Origin of the sequence: Streptomyces pimonensis, from assembly GCF_041380215.1 — a bacterium.
Lineage (GTDB): Bacteria > Actinomycetota > Actinomycetes > Streptomycetales > Streptomycetaceae > Streptomyces > Streptomyces pimonensis.
Genome location: NZ_JAHWZY010000161.1, coordinates 1 through 293, shown reverse-complemented (window position 1 = coordinate 293; position 293 = coordinate 1). Strand labels below are relative to the sequence as shown.

1 protein-coding gene is annotated in these 293 nt (G+C 71.0%); it reads left to right on the top strand.

The annotated features are described in order from the left end of the window. Positions 1-293: ketoacyl-synthetase C-terminal extension domain-containing protein (locus KYY02_RS33825; protein ID WP_371244938.1), on the top strand; the 293-nt coding region annotated here is incomplete at both ends.

The window sequence follows — 293 nt, the reverse complement described above, 5'->3', positions numbered from 1 at the left end:
CCGGGACCGTGCCGGTGAGCCGCTGTGGCTGGGTTCGCTGAAGTCGAACATCGGGCACACGCAGGCGGCCGCCGGTGTCGCGGGTGTCATCAAGATGGTGATGGCGATGCGGCACGGCGTGCTGCCGCCGACCCTGCACGCCGACCGGCCGACGACACAGGTGGACTGGTCCGCCGGTGACGTCGAACTGCTGACAAAGCCGCAGCCGTGGCCGGAGACCGGTCGCCCGCGGCGGGCCGGTGTGTCGTCGTTCGGCGTCAGCGGCACCAACGCGCACATCGTCATCGAGCAGG